This window comes from Cellulomonas humilata (genome assembly GCF_013359775.1).
GTDB lineage: Bacteria > Actinomycetota > Actinomycetes > Actinomycetales > Cellulomonadaceae > Cellulomonas > Cellulomonas humilata.
This window is the reverse complement of the sequence record NZ_JABMCI010000056.1, coordinates 1-12,649: the sequence shown is the minus strand read 5'-3', so window position 1 is coordinate 12,649 and position 12,649 is coordinate 1. Positions and strand designations below refer to the sequence as shown.

13 protein-coding genes and 1 tRNA gene are annotated in these 12,649 nt (G+C 72.9%); 8 read left to right on the top strand and 6 right to left on the bottom strand.

Going from position 1 to position 12,649, the window contains the following annotated elements:
• Positions 1 to 26: 26 nt before the first annotated feature.
• From HP550_RS06225 to HP550_RS06200, 6 genes are all read left to right on the top strand, one after another.
• The gene (locus tag HP550_RS06225) at positions 27 to 530 is read left to right on the top strand and encodes a DUF501 domain-containing protein (protein WP_175346727.1); all 504 of its coding nucleotides are present in this window, start codon (positions 27 to 29) and stop codon (positions 528 to 530) included.
• A gap of 20 nt (positions 531 to 550) precedes the next feature.
• A complete protein-coding gene (locus HP550_RS06220; protein ID WP_343048010.1) occupies positions 551 to 1,504 on the top strand; it encodes a Ppx/GppA phosphatase family protein in 954 nt (317 codons plus the stop codon).
• Between the two features lie 244 nt (positions 1,505 to 1,748).
• A complete protein-coding gene (locus tag HP550_RS06215; protein WP_056095706.1) occupies positions 1,749 to 2,078 on the top strand; it encodes a PadR family transcriptional regulator in 330 nt (109 codons plus the stop codon).
• A complete protein-coding gene (locus tag HP550_RS06210) occupies positions 2,075 to 3,190 on the top strand; it encodes a hypothetical protein (RefSeq protein ID WP_175346725.1) in 1,116 nt (371 codons plus the stop codon). The genes HP550_RS06215 and HP550_RS06210 overlap by 4 nt, the downstream gene beginning before the upstream one ends.
• Before the next feature lie 41 nt (positions 3,191 to 3,231).
• Positions 3,232 to 4,716 carry a GH1 family beta-glucosidase gene (locus tag HP550_RS06205; protein ID WP_343048009.1) on the top strand — a complete coding sequence of 495 codons (1,485 nt, stop codon included), beginning with the start codon at positions 3,232 to 3,234 and terminating at the stop codon, positions 4,714 to 4,716.
• 69 nt (positions 4,717 to 4,785) lie between these two features.
• Positions 4,786 to 6,285 carry an NAD(P)/FAD-dependent oxidoreductase gene (locus HP550_RS06200; RefSeq protein WP_175346724.1) on the top strand — a complete coding sequence of 500 codons (1,500 nt, stop codon included), beginning with the start codon at positions 4,786 to 4,788 and terminating at the stop codon, positions 6,283 to 6,285.
• A gap of 56 nt (positions 6,286 to 6,341) precedes the next feature.
• On the opposite strand, the gene HP550_RS06195 is transcribed toward HP550_RS06200, so the two are convergent.
• Positions 6,342 to 7,718 carry a family 43 glycosylhydrolase gene (locus HP550_RS06195; RefSeq protein WP_175346723.1) on the bottom strand — a complete coding sequence of 459 codons (1,377 nt, stop codon included), beginning with the start codon at positions 7,716 to 7,718 and terminating at the stop codon, positions 6,342 to 6,344.
• Positions 7,719 to 7,876: 158 nt separating this feature from the next.
• Between HP550_RS06195 and HP550_RS06190 the strand changes: the two genes are divergently transcribed.
• Positions 7,877 to 7,950: transfer RNA gene (locus HP550_RS06190), tRNA-Leu, on the top strand.
• 12 nt (positions 7,951 to 7,962) lie between these two features.
• Here HP550_RS06190 and HP550_RS06185 read toward each other — a convergent pair.
• The 5 genes from HP550_RS06185 to HP550_RS06165 all read right to left on the bottom strand — a co-directional run bounded on the left by HP550_RS06185 (position 7,963) and on the right by HP550_RS06165 (position 11,597).
• A complete protein-coding gene (locus HP550_RS06185; protein WP_175346717.1) occupies positions 7,963 to 8,163 on the bottom strand; it encodes a hypothetical protein in 201 nt (66 codons plus the stop codon).
• Positions 8,164 to 8,224: 61 nt separating this feature from the next.
• Positions 8,225 to 9,082, bottom strand: a complete 858-nt coding sequence (locus HP550_RS06180; RefSeq protein ID WP_175346722.1) for a siderophore-interacting protein — start codon at positions 9,080 to 9,082, stop codon at positions 8,225 to 8,227.
• A 52-nt stretch (positions 9,083 to 9,134) separates the two neighbouring features.
• On the bottom strand, positions 9,135 to 9,593 hold the full coding sequence (locus tag HP550_RS06175; RefSeq protein ID WP_175346721.1) for a MarR family transcriptional regulator: 459 nt from the start codon (positions 9,591 to 9,593) through the stop codon (positions 9,135 to 9,137).
• A 160-nt stretch (positions 9,594 to 9,753) separates the two neighbouring features.
• Positions 9,754 to 10,623, bottom strand: a complete 870-nt coding sequence (locus HP550_RS06170) for an ABC transporter permease subunit (protein ID WP_175346720.1) — start codon at positions 10,621 to 10,623, stop codon at positions 9,754 to 9,756.
• Complete coding sequence (locus HP550_RS06165; protein WP_175346719.1) at positions 10,620 to 11,597, bottom strand: ABC transporter ATP-binding protein; 978 nt, start codon at positions 11,595 to 11,597, stop codon at positions 10,620 to 10,622. The genes HP550_RS06170 and HP550_RS06165 overlap by 4 nt, the downstream gene beginning before the upstream one ends.
• Before the next feature lie 197 nt (positions 11,598 to 11,794).
• On the opposite strand from HP550_RS06165, the gene HP550_RS06160 reads away from it, so the two are divergent.
• Complete coding sequence (locus HP550_RS06160) at positions 11,795 to 12,619, top strand: Bax inhibitor-1/YccA family protein (protein WP_175346718.1); 825 nt, start codon at positions 11,795 to 11,797, stop codon at positions 12,617 to 12,619.
• Positions 12,620 to 12,649 lie beyond the last annotated feature (30 nt).

The following is a 12,649-nucleotide window of genomic DNA, read 5'->3' as shown; positions in this document are numbered from 1 at the left end:
CACCCCCGCACGAACGGATCGCTGCTGTGACCCCCACCCCGCTGGACGCCGTCACCGACCTGGACCTGTCGGTCCTCGCCGAGCAGCTGGGCCGGCCGCCGCGCGGCGTCGTCGGCATCGCGGCGAGGTGCGTCTGCGGGCGTCCGCTCGTGGTCCGCACCGCCCCGCGGCTCGACGACGGCACCCCCTTCCCGACCACCTACTACCTCACCTGCCCGCCCGCGGTCGCGGCCGTGAGCACGCTGGAGGCCGGCGGGCTCATGAAGGAGCTCACGGCGCGGCTGGCCGAGGACGAGGAGCTGGCGGCGGCCTACCGGCGCGCGCACGACGCCTACCTGGTGGACCGCGAGGCGCTCGGGCACGTGGAGGAGATCGCGGGCATCTCGGCGGGGGGCATGCCGACGCGCGTGAAGTGCCTGCACGTGCTGGTGGGGCACGCGCTCGCGGCCGGGCCGGGCGTCAACCCGATCGGCGACGAGGCCCTGGCCCTGGTCCGCGACGAGTGGCGCCCGGACCGCTGCACCTGCTGAGCGGTGCGAGGATGGTCCGCGTGACGCGTGTGGCTGCCATCGACTGCGGGACCAACTCGATCCGACTGCTCGTCGCGGACGTGGATCCCGACGCCGGGACGCTGGTGGACCTGGACCGTCGCATGGAGGTCGTCCGCCTGGGCCAGGGCGTGGACCGGACCGGGCGCATCGCCCCCGAGGCCCTCGAGCGCACGCTCGACGCGGCCCGTCGGTACAACGACGTGTGCACGGAGCTGGGGGTCGAGGCCATCCGGTTCGTCGCCACGTCGGCGTCGCGCGACGCGGAGAACCGCGCCGACTTCGTCGCCGGGGTGCACGCCGCCCTGGGCGTCGAGCCAGAGGTCGTCGACGGGCAGGAGGAGGCCGAGCTCTCGTTCCGCGGGGCCACCGGCGTGCTCGGCGCGCACCACCCGGGACCGTTCCTCGTGGTCGACCTCGGCGGCGGCTCCACCGAGCTGGTGCTCGGCACGACCACCCCCGAGGCGGCCTTCTCGATGGACGTCGGCTGCGTGCGGATGACCGAACGGCACCTGGTGGGCGACCCGCCGTCCGCCGCGGAGATCGCCGCCGCGCACGCCGACGTCGCCGCCGCGCTGGACACCGCGTCGGCCGCGGTGCCGCTCGGCAAGACCGTGACGCTCGTCGGCCTCGCCGGCACGGTGACCACGGTGACGGCGCACGGGCTCGGCCTGCCCGCCTACGACGCCGCGGTCATCGACGGGTCCGTGCTGCCGGTCGACGTCGTGCTGGCCGCGTGCGACGACCTGCTGGCCCGGTCCCGTGCGGACCGCGCCGCGCTGGGCTTCATGCACCCCGGCCGTGTCGACGTGATCGGCGCCGGCGCGCTGGTGTGGGCCGACGTCGTCCGGCGGGTGCGCGACGAGGTCGCCGCGGCCGGTGGGCAGCTGACGGAGGTCGTCACCTCCGAGCACGACATCCTCGACGGCATCGCCTGGAGCGTCGCCACCCGCTGATCCGGCGCGACGTCCGCACTCTGCAGGGTTCCCACCCGCACGAGTGCGGACGCAAGCGCGGCCCTCTACGGGACGTCCGCACTCGGGGGGTGCCCAGCGGGCACGAGTGCGGACGCAACGAGGTTCCCGACACGCCTGGTGTGTTCTGGACGGTAGTGCGCACTGTGCAGTAGCGTCGCGCCTGCGGGAGCCGGAGGGGGCTCCCGCACCAGCTTCCCGGCCCGGGGCGTCGACCGGAGGACCCATGGACACCACACAGCTGCTCAAGGGCGTGCTCGACCTGGCCGTGCTCGCGGTCGTCGCCGACGAGGACGGGTACGGGTACGACGTCGTCCGCCGGCTGCGCGCCGCGGGCATCGAGGAGGTCGGCGACGCGTCGGTGTACGGGACGCTGCGGCGGCTGTACTCGTCGGGCGCGCTGACGTCCTACGTGGTGCCCAGCGACGAGGGGCCGCACCGCAAGTACTACGGGATCAACGCGCAGGGGCGGGCGATGCTCGAGGCCCAGCGCAAGGACTGGCAGGAGTTCGCAGGCACCATGGGCCGCCTGCTCAAGACGGAGGTCGTGCGATGAGCGTGCTGGACACCACGGACGTGCTGGACGTCGAGGGGTACGCCGCGGCGGTCCGCCGGAGCCTGGCCGACCTCGGGCCGGAGCTGGTGGAGGACCTCACCGACGACCTCGAGGCGGACCTGACCGACGCGCTGGCCGACGAGCGCCACGTGGCGCACGGTCGGGGGCTGCTGGAGCAGTTCGGGCCGCCGGAGGCGTACGCGGCCGAGCTGCGGGCGGCGGCCGGGCTGGCGCCCGCGGCGGCGCACGGACGGCGGTCGCGGCTGTTCCCCGATCCGGTCGAGGATGCGCGCCGGCTCGGCAGGTGGACGCTGCTGCGCTTGCGGGCGCAGGCCTGGTGGGCGCCCGTGGAGTCGTTCCTCGTGGCGCTGCGGCCCGTCTGGTGGCTGGTGCGCGGGTGGGTCGTCTACGAGCTGGTCGCCCTGATGCTCGGCTCCGACCGGTCGCTGTGGGTGCCGCCGAACCTGGCGGCGTTCCTGGTGCTGGCGGGCTCGGTCGTCCTGAGCGTGCAGTGGGGCCGCGGTGCGTGGTTCACCTCCCGCCGGGTGAGCTGGCTGGCCACCACCGCCAACGTGGTCGCGGTCGTCGCCGTGCTCCCGCTCCTCGGGTGGCTGCAGGACGAGAGTGCCGAGCGCGACGGGATCTACGCCGGCTGGATCAACGGCAGCCTCGGTGGCCTGGACACGGAGACGATCTACCGCGAGACGCCGGTCGACGGGGTGGTCGTCGACGGCATGCAGGTGAGCAACCTGTTCGTGTACGACGCCGAGGGCAACCCGCTGACGGACGTGCAGGTCTACGACGACCGCGGACGGCCGGTGCGGACCACCTACGACGACGGGTTCGGGCAGTACTGGTTCCCCGAGGGCACGGAGCCCTGGTCGTTCGTCAGCCGGACCGACGCCGACGGCCGCGCCCGCTGGAACGTCTACCCGCTGCACGGCGCGCCCACGTCGCAGTTCACCTACGACGACGGGACGCAGGTGCTGCCCGCCGGGACCAGCGCGTCCATGCCGCCGTGGCCCTTCGCCAAGGCGCCGGCCCTCGACGCACCCGCCGACGTCACCCTCGGCGCCGAGGCTGACGCACCCTCGCCGACCTCGACCCCCTGACCGCCCGACGCGGCGGCCGCGCAGTGGCAGGCTGAGGGCTCGTGGATGCCATTCCTGACCGCGGTGCCGGTCCCGTCCTGGACCGACGTCTGCTCCTGCAGCTGGGGGCCGCCGCGGGTGCGCTCGCCGCCTGCTCGCGCGGGTCGTCGCCGCCGGAGCCCGCGCCGACGGTGCCCGGGTGGGAGCCGCCCGCCGAGCCGATGGCGTTCCCCGCGGGGTTCGTCTGGGGCGCGGCGACGTCGGCGTTCCAGGTGGAGGGCTCGACCACCGCGGACGGCCGTGGGCAGTCGATCTGGGACACCTTCGCGGCGGAGCGCGGACGCATCGCGGACGGCTCGACGGGTGACCCCGCGGCCGACCACTACAGCCGCTGGGAGTCCGACCTGGACCTGATCGCCGACCTCGGGCTGCCGGCCTACCGCTTCTCGGTCGCGTGGCCGCGCATCCAGCCGACGGGGTCGGGGGCGGTGAACCAGCGCGGGGTCGACTTCTACCGGCGGCTCGTCGACGGCCTGCTCACCCGGGGCATCCACCCCGCGATCACGCTCTACCACTGGGACCTGCCGCAGCCGCTCCAGGACGACGGCGGCTGGGCGGTGCGCGCGACGGCGGACCGCTTCGCGGACTACGCGGCGATCATGTTCGACGCCCTGCGCGACGTCGACGCCACCTGGCTGACGATCAACGAGCCGAAGACCACCGCGTACGTGGGCTACCGGTGGGGTGCGCACGCGCCGGGCATCTCCGACGTCGACCAGGCGGCCGCGGCCGTCCACCACCAGCTGCTCGCGCACGGCCGGGCGGTGAGCGCGTTCCGGGCCAGCGGTGCCGCGGGCGGCATCGGCATCGCGCTCAACCTCCTGCCGGTCTACCCGGTGGACCTCGAGGCGGACCCCGCCGCCGTGCGGGCGGACGCGGTCGAGAACCGGCTGTTCCTGGACCCGATCCTGCTCGGCCGGTACCCGACGGACGCGATCGGCACGCTGGCCGGGCAGCTGCCGGCGGACCCGGGTGCGTTCGAGGACCTGGTCCAGGACGGCGACCTCGAGGTGATCTCCGCGCCGCTGGACCTCGTCGCGGTGCAGTACTACGGGGTCACCGGGGTGGACGACGCCGGCAACCAGGTCGAGCTGTACCCGACGTCGCTGGCGCCCTGGCAGCAGGTGCACCCGGAGGGTCTGTACGACCTGCTGATGGACCTGCTCATCGACTACCCGGACGCACCGCCCCTGGTCATCACGGAGAACGGCATCCCCGACCCGACGGCGGACGGCACCGCCGACGACACCGAGCGCCTGGAGTTCCTGCGCGCGCACCTCCAGCAGGCCGCGCGCGCGATCGGCGACGGCGTGCGGCTGACCGGGTACTACGCGTGGTCGCTGCTGGACAACTTCGAGTGGGCCGAGGGCCTGAGCCAGCGCTGGGGGCTCGTGCACGTCGACTTCGAGACCCAGGAGCGGACGCCGAAGGACAGCGCGCGGTGGTACTCGACGGTGGTCGCCGCGAACGCCGTGCCGCGGTCCTGAGCGCCACTGTGCGCAGGGTCACCGGCTCCCCGTAGGGCGTCACCATCCCCGCGCGGCTACCGTTGACACATGCCTACGCCTGTCTCCGATGTCGCCACCAGCCCGGCCGCTGCGGTGGCCGCGGCTCGGTCGGGCAAGTCCCGCAAGGTGCCCCGCGTCGTGATCCTTGGCGGCGGCACGGTCGGTCTGTACACCGCCCGCCGGCTGCGCAAGCGCCTGGGCAAGCGGGAGGCGGCCATCGTCGTCGTCGACCCCCGGCCGTACATGACCTACGCGCCGTTCCTGCCGGAGGCAGCGGCCGGCTCGATCGACCCGCGCAACATGGTCGCCCCGCACCGCCGCGCCCTCAAGGGTGTCGACGTGCTCCAGGGCAAGGTCAGCGAGATCAACCACGGCGGGCGCACGGTGCAGATCACGCCCGAGGAGGGTGACCCGTACTGGATCACCTACGACCACCTGGTCGTCGGCCTCGGCTCGGTCGCCCGCACGCTGCCCATCCCCGGCCTGGCGGAGCAGGGCATCGGGTTCAAGAACGTCGAAGAGGCCATCGCGGTCCGCAACCACGTGCTCAACCGCATCGACCTGGCGGCCAGCACCTGGGACCCGGAGCTGCGCAAGCGCATGCTCACGTTCGTCTTCGTCGGTGGCGGGTTCGCCGGCATCGAGGCGCTGGGCGAGGTCGAGGACATGGCCCGCGCCGCGGTCAAGTACTACAACGCGATCGAGCAGGAGGAGGTGCGCTTCGTCCTGGTCGAGGGCTCGCCGCGCATCCTCCCGGAGGTCAGCGAGGAGCTGGGCGGCTACACGCTCGAGCAGCTGCGCAAGCGGGACATCGAGATCCACCTGTCGACCTTCCTCAACAGCTGCGTCGACGGCCACGTGGTCCTGTCGAACAAGATGGAGTTCGACGCCGAGACCATCGTCTGGACGGCCGGCGTCAAGGCCAACCCGGTGCTCCAGAACTCGGACCTGCCGCTGGACAAGATGGGCCGTGTCACCTGCAACGCGTTCCTCCAGGTGGTCGACGCCGACGGCACCCCGGTGCCGGATGCGTACGCCGCGGGGGACTGCGCCGCGGTGCCGGACCTGTACAACCCGGGCCAGTTCTGCCCGCCGAACGCCCAGCACGCGCTGCGCGAGGGCAACCACCTGGGCGACAACCTCGCGCGCGTGCTGCGCTCGGCGGAGCCGACGGAGTACAAGCACAAGAACATCGGCGCGGTCGCGTCGCTCGGCATGTACAAGGGCGTCGCGCAGATGTTCGGCCGGATCAAGGTCCGCGGCTTCCTGGCGTGGGTGCTGCACCGCACGTACCACGTGGCCGCGATGCCGACCTTCAACCGCAAGATCAAGATCGCCGCGGGCTGGACGGGCTCGCTGCTGTTCCGCCGCGAGGTCGTCGCGCTCGGCACCCTGCACGACCCGCGCGCCGAGTTCCGCGCCGCGTCCGTGCCGGCCAAGCCGCGCGCGGTCGAGCCCGGCGAGGCGGACCCGGCGCTGCCCGCCATCAAGGCCGAGGCCGGCTCGCCTGCCGAGAAGAAGGCAGCGAAGGGCACCAAGAGCGCCTGACCCACTCGCGGACGAGCCCCTGACCCTCACAGGTCGGGGGCTCGTCCCGTCTGCGGTCAGCTGACGTACGGCCAGCCGGACGCGTCCCAGCTCAGCCGGTTGATGCCCAGCCGGGCATCGCCCGCGTCGGTGTAGTAGTGGTAGAAGAGCACCGACCCGTCCGCGTCCGTCAGGGTCGCGGAGTGCCCCGGACCGTGGATCGACCCGTGGCCGGCGAGGATCTGCGTGCCCCCGCCGCTCGTCATCGCCACCCCGCTGCGGTCGACGTAGGGACCGGTGACGGACGCCGACCGGCCGACCGCGATCCGGTACGTGCTCTGCGCACCGCGGCAGCAGGCGTCGAAGGAGACGAACAGGTAGTAGTAGCCGCCGCGGTAGTAGATGTCGGGGGCCTCGATGCCTCCGCTGCGCGAGGCGAGCGACGTCATCGTGCTCCCGGACCGCAGGCCCGTCGACGGGTCGATCGCGATGAGCTTGAGCCCGGACCAGAACGACCCGAAGCTCAGGAACCAGCGGCCCTGCTGGTCGACCACCAGGTCGGGGTCGATCGCGTTGTAGCCGCTCGAGCTGGTGGTGCTCACCACCAGGCCGCGGTTCGTCCACGTGCCGGCGTTGCCGCTGGGGCTCGTGGCCAGGTAGATGCCCGAGGTCGAGCTGCCGAACGTGGAGGCCGAGTAGTACAGGTAGTACTGGCCGTTGCGGTAGGACAGGTCAGGTGCCCACAGGTCGCCGGTGGTGTGCGCCGAGGTCCACGGCGTGCCGTTCGGGAACGCGGCGCCGGCGTCGGTCCAGGCCGTGCGGTTCGACGAGGTCTTCAGCGGGATGCCACGCCCGGTCGTCGCCACCAGGTAGGAGCCGTCTGGACGCTTCACGACCGTCGGGTCGTGCGCCCACGTGGCACCCGTGATCGTCCCGGGACCCGGGTAGGCGGCCGGCGCCGACCAGCGCTGGTTGTCGCGGCCGTTGCACGTCCAGAGCGCGACGGGTGTGCCGTTGGCGGTGCGTGAGCCGGTCACGTCGACGCACAGGTTCGACTGCTGGTGCACCAGCGCGCCGTTCGACCCCCAGGCGAAGCGCTGGTTGGCGCCGCCGGTGCAGCTCCACGAGATGAGCTTCGTGCCGGCCGTCGTCCCCCAGCTGAGGGCGTCGATGCACCGGGTGCCGTCGAACGCGCGCAGCTCCCCGGCGGCCGTCAGCGTCCAGCCCTGGCCTGCGACGCCGTTGCAGTCCCAGATCTGCATCCCGGCGCCGGGGGTGGCGTCGTTGCCGGCGACGTCGAGGCACCGGCCCGACTGTGCGGACACGAGGGGCGGCGCGGCGGCGTGCGCGGCGGGTGCCAGGGCGGTGAGGGTCGCGGTGCAGACCAGGGAGGCCGCCGCGGCGAGGGCGCCGAACCGCCTGCGCCGGCCGGTGCGGGTGCGTGCAGGGGTCATCGTCGTCTCTTCCGGGCCACGCCCCGACGAGTCCTCGCGACCGGGGCTGCGATCGTGTGAGCGCTCACATTCGCGGCCTCGCGGCGTGCCCGGCAAGGCGTGAATCGGTTAGGCCTCGGCTCGGCCGGTACGGCGGCCCTGGCAGGATGTGGCGCGCGGCCCCCGTAGCCCAACTGGCAGAGGCAGCCGGCTTAAACCCGGCACAGTCCCGGTTCGAACCCGGGCGGGGGCACCGACGACGCGATCAGTACCGGACGGTGCCCTTGTCGGTGTCGAAGATCGCCCGGCAGCCGGGGCACTCGCCGCGGTCGGGGCCGTCGTCCTCGGGGAACCGCGTGGTGGGCGTCACGAACCGGCCGCAGATGCTCATGCCGTCCCGGAAGAAGTGCTGCTGGCGGTCGTTCTTGGTCAGCCGGAGCCAGCCCTCGGGGTACGTCGTGTACATGACTTCCATGCTCCCGCCGGCACGGGCGGCGCGGACGTGACGAAAGGCCCGAGTCCGGTGCTCAGGAGAGGCCCTGCGCCGCCTCCGCGTGCTCGATCGTGGCCAGCCAGTCCCGCTTGGTCGCGCGCCAGCCCTCGTCGTCGGTGCCGAGGCGCCAGTAGCCCGACACGGACAGCTGCTCGCGGGTGACCCCGCGGTCGGTGCGCACGTGCTTGCGCAGCTCGCGCACCGCCCCCGCCTCGCCGTGCACGAACGCGCTCACCGGCGCCGGGAGCTCGGGCAGGGCGACGACCGTGTCGACGAGCGCCAGGCCGGCCACCGCGACGCCCTGGTGCACCCAGAGGACCTGCACGCCCGCGGGGGAGGTCAGCGGGATCTCGTCCTCGGGGCCGTGCACCTCGACGACGGCGTGGCCGACGGCGTCCGCGGGGAGCCTCTCGAGTGCGACGGCGATGGCTGGCAGCGCGCTCGCGTCGCCGGCGAACAGGTGCGACGCCGCGCCCGGGTCGGGCGACCACGCGCCGCCGGGTCCGCTGAGCAGCACCTCGTCGCCGGGCTTCGCGCTCGCCGCCCACGGTCCCGCGATCCCCTCGTCGCCGTGCACCACGAAGTCGAGCGTGAGCTCGCCGGCCGCCGGGTCGAACGCGCGGACCGTGTACGAGCGCTGCCGCGGCTGCGCGTCCGGCGGCAGGCTCGCGCGGACGGCGTCGAGGTCGAGCCGGCCGTCCTCGCGCAGCGGGCGCGGGCTGCCCGCGGGCAGGAAGAGCACCTTGACGTAGGAGTCGGCGTGCGGCGACGGCGCGAAGCCGGCCAGGCCGGGGCCCCCGACGACCACCCGCACCATCGTCGCGGCGAGGTGCTCGGTCCGGACCACCTCCGCCACGAACGGCGCAGGGCGGGGACGGGGCGGTGCGGTCATCGAGGTCCTTCGTCGGGGCGGGTGCGGCCGTCCACGCTAGCCGAGCCCGCTGTCAGGTGCGGGTGGCGTAAGCGTCGAGGTCCCCGTTGAGCCGGGTCAGCAGCTCGGCCAGCAGGCCCCGGTCCTGGTCGGTCCAGTCGGCGAGCACGTCGGCGTAGACCTCGGCCCGCGCGGCGCGCGTCTCGGCCAGCGCGCTCCGGCCCGCGGGGGTGGTGGTGACGACCGCGCGCCGACCGTCGTGCACGTCGCGCTCGCGGGTGACGTAGCCGGCCGCCTCCATGGCGAGCACCTGCCGCGTCACGGTCGAGGCGTCGAGGCGCAGGTGGTCCGCGATCTCGTTGATGCCGGCCGGTCCCGTGGCGTCGAGCAGGCGCAGGGCCAGGTACGCCGAACGCTCCAGCGACGTGGCCAGGCGGCTGGTGGAGCGGCGGTTGCGGTCGGCCAGGCGCAGCAGCAGCGCCACCTGCGCCTCGATCTCGGTCACTGCCGGGTGCTCGGTGTCAGCGGTCACGGTTCACCTCCAGGATCCTCGGTGTAGCATACACGGAGTTACCTGGTCCCTACAGATACATCATGAGGCCTCGTCGAACGGTGCCGAACCGAACCGGACCCTGGGTCACGCATGACGACGGGGACGGTCCCCTCCGGACCGTCCCCGTCGCGCTCAGGCGTCAGGCGTCGCGACGCTTGAGCAGCACGGCCGCGATGGCCAGGACGACCACGACCCAGGCCACGAGGACGCCGTAGCCCTCCCACGCGCTCAGGTCGGCGCCCACGGCCGTCGCTGCGGCCTGGGCCTCGATGGCGGCGTCGGTCATCGTGATCTGCTGCCCGGCCGCGCCCGGCAGGAACGGCAGGACGTACTGGAGCGGCTTCCACGGCACGAGCGAGAAGACGATCGGAAGCACGAGCAGGAGCCCGAGGATCGTCGCGACGGCGGCGGCCGAGTGCCGCAGCAGCGCGCCGAACGCGAACGACAGCAGGCTGATCGTCGCGAGGTACAGCGCGGTGCCGAACAACGCCCGGGGCGCCGAGTCGGCGCTCAGGTCGACGGCCATGTCCTGGCCGCCGAAGAAGAGCGCCTGGAGCGCCGCGGCGAGCGCGACCCCCGCGGCGGCGGCGACCAGCGTGACGACGCCGAGCACGACGGCCTTCGACCACAGCACGCCCAGACGCTTGGGCGCGGCGGTCAGGCTCGAACGGATCATGCCGGTCGTGTACTCACCGGTGATCGTCAGCGCCCCGAGCACCGCGAGCGCGAACTGCCCGAGATAGACGGCGGGGATGTACGCGTCCAGGGGGCTGACCGCGGTCCCCTCGGGCGGACCGCCCTGCTCGGGCGACGGGGCGTTGAGCACCGCGAGCGTGAAGAGCAGGACGAGCCCGACGATCGCCACGAGGAAGATCGACATCGTCCACGCGGTCGAGCGGACGGACCAGAACTTGATCCACTCGCCTCGCAGCAGGTGGGCGAACGTGAGCTTGCCCGGCTTGGCGGCCGTGGCGTGGCGGTGGGGCTCGGTGGCGACAGCGGCGCTCATCGGGCGTCCTCTCCGGTGGCAGGGGTGGCGGCGTGGGCGCCCGCGGCGTGGGGCTCCTCGCCGGGCAGGGCGGCCGAGTGGTACTCGACGGCCTCGGAGGTCAGCGACATGTACGCCTCCTCCAGCGATCCGGACAGCGGGGTCAGCTCGTGCAGGACGATGGCCGACCGCGCCGCGATCTCACCGATCTCGGCGGCGGTGGCGCCGTGCACCTCGAGCAGCCCGTCCGCGCTGGGCGTCACGGTGATCGCCGGGCCGGCCAGGCGCGCCGCGAGGTCGGTGGCCTGCGGCGACCGGACGCGGACGGTGGCCGTGGTGGCCTGTGCGATCACCGAGTCGACCGGGCCGTCGGCGATGATCCGCCCGCGGCCGATGACGATCAGGTGGTCGGCCGTGACGGCCATCTCGCTCATCAGGTGCGAGGACAGGAAGATCGTGCGGCCCTCGGAGGCGGCCAGGTACTTGACCAGGTTGCGCACCCACAGGACGCCCTCGGGGTCGAGGCCGTTGACCGGCTCGTCCAGGATCAGCGTCTGCGGGTCGCCCACCAGGGCCGCCGCGATGCCGAGGCGCTGGCCCATGCCGAGCGAGAACCCGCCGACCCGCCGCTTGGCGACGGTGTCGAGCCCGGTCATCTCGATGACCTGGTTGACGCGCTTGTCGCCGATGCCGTGCGTCGCCGCGATGGCGCGCAGGTGGTTGCGTGCGCTGCGGCCGGTGTGCACCGCCTTGGCCTCGAGGAGCGCTCCCACCTCGGTGAGGGGGGAGCGGTGCTCGGCGTAACGGCGGCCGTTGACGGTCACCGTGCCGTGCGTCGGCCGGTCGAGGCCCACGATCATCCGCATGGTCGTGGACTTGCCGGCGCCGTTGGGTCCCAGGAATCCGGTGACCCGTCCGGGCTGCACGGTGAACGAGATGCCGTCCACCGCCAGCTTGCTGCCGTATCTCTTCGTCAGGTCGTGGGCCTCGATCATCGCGTGTCCTCGTCGTCGGGAGTGGAGCCGTGACGACCCTAGGGGTGCGCCGCAACCACATACATCGGACTATGGGGGGACCGCGGCCCAGCCGAAAGGCCGAGGTGGGAAAAGACCCGGGAACGAACGCGCCCCCGTCGACGTTCGCTACGGTGACAGCCTTGTCTGACAGCGCCCGATCCGTCCAGGAGGACGCCATGGCCAATCCGATCTTCAACAACAGTCCGGTCTTCCAGGACCCCGTCCAGCGTCGGGGTCAGAAGTCGCCCGCGTCGACGGTCTCCTACGGGACCGCCGGAGCGCAGGTGGCCGACGCCGCCACGCTCGACCAGATGTACGACGCCCCCGCTGCGACGACGCGCGAGACGGGCCGCCTGACCTACGACGACGTCATCATGAAGACCGCCGGCCTGCTGGCCGTGCTGGTCGTCACCGGTGCGGCGACGTGGGTCCTCGCGCCCGGCCTGTGGATCGTCGGCGCGATCGTCGGCCTGGTGCTCGGGCTGGTCAACGCGTTCAAGAAGGAGCCGAGCCCGCCGCTCATCCTCCTGTACGCCGCCGCGCAGGGCGTGTTCCTGGGTGGCATCAGCCAGTTCTACGAGTCGTTCTACAACGGCATCGTGGGTCAGGCCGTGCTCGCGACGCTCTCGGTGTTCGCGGTCTCGCTCTTCCTCTTCAAGTCCGGCAAGGTCCGGGTCACGCCGAAGTTCCAGCGCACCCTGCTCATCGCGATGGTCGGCTACCTCGTGTTCTCGCTGATCAACCTCGGTCTCATGCTCTTCGGGGTCGGCGGGGGCGAGTACGGCCCGCTGCGCTCGGGCTGGATCGGCGTCGCCGTCGGTCTGATCGCGGTCGTGCTCGCGGCGGCGATGCTCATCGTCGACTTCGACTCCATCAAGCGTGGCGTGGAGGCCGGCGTCCCGGCCAAGCTCGCGTGGACGGCTGCCTTCGGTCTCGTCGTGACGCTGGTCTGGCTGTACCTGGAGCTGCTGCGGATCTTCGCGATCCTGCGTGGCGACTGACCTGGGTCAGAACTGACTGACGTCGGCCCG